We start from the raw sequence: 1,816 nt of genomic DNA, 5'->3' as shown, positions 1-1,816 counted from the left end.
GGCGGGCGTAGATGCATGTGCTGATCCGAAGGGGCACCTATCGCTCATGTCCGGCGTGCGCGCCTTGTCGCTGCCGCGATCAAAGCGACAGGTGTCGAGATCGGCGGCATGCACACTCCTATTTCCATTGACCCAGATACTGGTCGGTCATGGCGGCCGCGCTTCGACTCCAAGACGCTGGTTCACGAAGAACGCATGCTCCAAGCCGCTTGTTATGTCGTCTGTGCCTACCTCACTGGCATGCGCGACTGCGAAGTCCAAGCGATGCGATCCGGTTGCCTGTCGCTGAGTCGCAGCACGGACGGAATTATCGACCGTCATCGCGTGCGAGCCGTCGCCTATAAAGGAAAGCAAAGTCAGGGCGAACCTGCAGAGTGGGTGACAATTGCACCGGTCGCCGAAGCGATTCGTGTTCTCGAGCAACTCTCGGCGGACGGGGCGGCGGTTCGAGGCTCGGATACGCTTTGGCCGGTGCTTGATACCGTGCGCGCTCGTAAGGTTCATGTGTCCGCAGAGATTGTGCGTCAGCTCAATGACTACCGCGATCATCTGAACATTTTGTTCGGAACCGAAGACAGGCCCGTCGTCCCGCCTGGTTCTAGCGGCCGACCCTGGCGAATTACGACCCGTCAGTTTCGGCGTACGATTGCTTGGTATATCGCCAATCGGCCATTCGGCACGATCGCGGGGATGATCCAGTATAAGCACGCCTCGGTCGCCGCCTTCGAGGGGTATGCGGGTTCAAGCCGTTCCGGTTTCCGGGCCGAAGTCGAAGCAGAACGGAAGCTCGGGCAGCTCGACGACATTTTCAGATATTTTGATGAACGGCGGACAGGGACACAGCTGTCTGGACCGGCGTCGGCCCGGATCGGGTTGGCTCTCGATACTGCCAATGCCGAAGTCGGACCGCTGCCCGCGATGATAGCCGATCGCAACCGGTTGCGTACATTGCTGGTAAGTCTAGCTCGCACACTTCACGTCGGCATTCTCGCAGATTGCTTCTTCGATCCGTCAACGGCGCTTTGCTTGAAGAACGCGACCGAGACTCCGCAATCAGCTCCGCTCACTGCGCTCTGCCAGCCTACGCGCTGCTCAAACGCATGCATTACCAAAAGCCACCGAGCCGCATGGGAATGCGCAGCGAGTGACGCCAGGAATCTTCTTCGTGAGAAGCGGCTGTCGGACTTGCAGCGGATCGCGTTGCGTCAGGATCTTGACCGGATTCAGGCCGTTCTCGACGATTTGAACCCCTGACAACGATAGCCAGGTGTTCTTCCGCCGCCTGCAGCTTCGTAAAATTATCGTTCGAGGCAATTCTCTCTTCAACGGCAATGACAAAATTTGACGAGATCGAGCCATTGCGGTCACGGGCGGAACTTGACTGTCAGGATAAGTGGCCGACATAGCGAGCTGTCTCGTCAACACCGAACTCGGATTACCGACAGACATAGAGAACCACGCGAGCTATGTGGCATTTTGGCTCCAGCGACTCAAGACGGACAAGCGCGAGATATTTCGCGGGGCGGCGGCGGCGCAGAAGGCGGCCGATTATTGCCTTGCCTTTCATCCGGATTTCGCTGGAAGCCAAAGCGACTCGGATGAGCAGGACGCCGCTGATGGCGACGCGCCCCTCATCGAGGCCGCGTGATCGTCATGGCACGCACCATAACGACGAACCGCGCAGGCGGCGAGCATCCGCGTGCTCGCTCTCGCCCCGAAACCTCCATTGCTCCTGATCTTACGAGCTACGACTACATCTTGATTGCGGCATCTGGTGGCAAGGACTCGGTGGCCGCACTCCTTCATCTTCTCGATC

The 1,816-nt window shown here is 58.9% G+C and carries 2 protein-coding genes; both read left to right on the top strand.

The genetic code is table 11. The features are described 5' to 3' along the window. Positions 1 to 108: 108 nt before the first annotated feature. Entirely contained in the window at positions 109 to 1,254 is a 1,146-nt protein-coding gene (locus tag A1351_RS06695) for a hypothetical protein (protein WP_064032567.1), read from the top strand. Positions 1,255 to 1,393: 139 nt separating this feature from the next. Further along, a complete protein-coding gene (locus tag A1351_RS25200) occupies positions 1,394 to 1,648 on the top strand; it encodes a zincin-like metallopeptidase domain-containing protein (RefSeq protein ID WP_064032566.1) in 255 nt (84 codons plus the stop codon). Positions 1,649 to 1,816 lie beyond the last annotated feature (168 nt).

Source organism: Methylosinus sp. R-45379, assembly GCF_001644125.1.
Taxonomy (GTDB): Bacteria; Pseudomonadota; Alphaproteobacteria; order Rhizobiales; family Beijerinckiaceae; genus Methylosinus.
Note: the sequence above shows the minus strand (reverse complement) of the source record. Positions and strands in the feature narration are given on the sequence as shown.

Bases quoted from the DNA above. Each gene is read 5' to 3' on its own strand.
- A1351_RS06695 (WP_064032567.1), top strand. From the start codon at position 109: ATGCACACTCCTATTTCCATTGACCCAGATACTGGTCGGTCATGGCGG.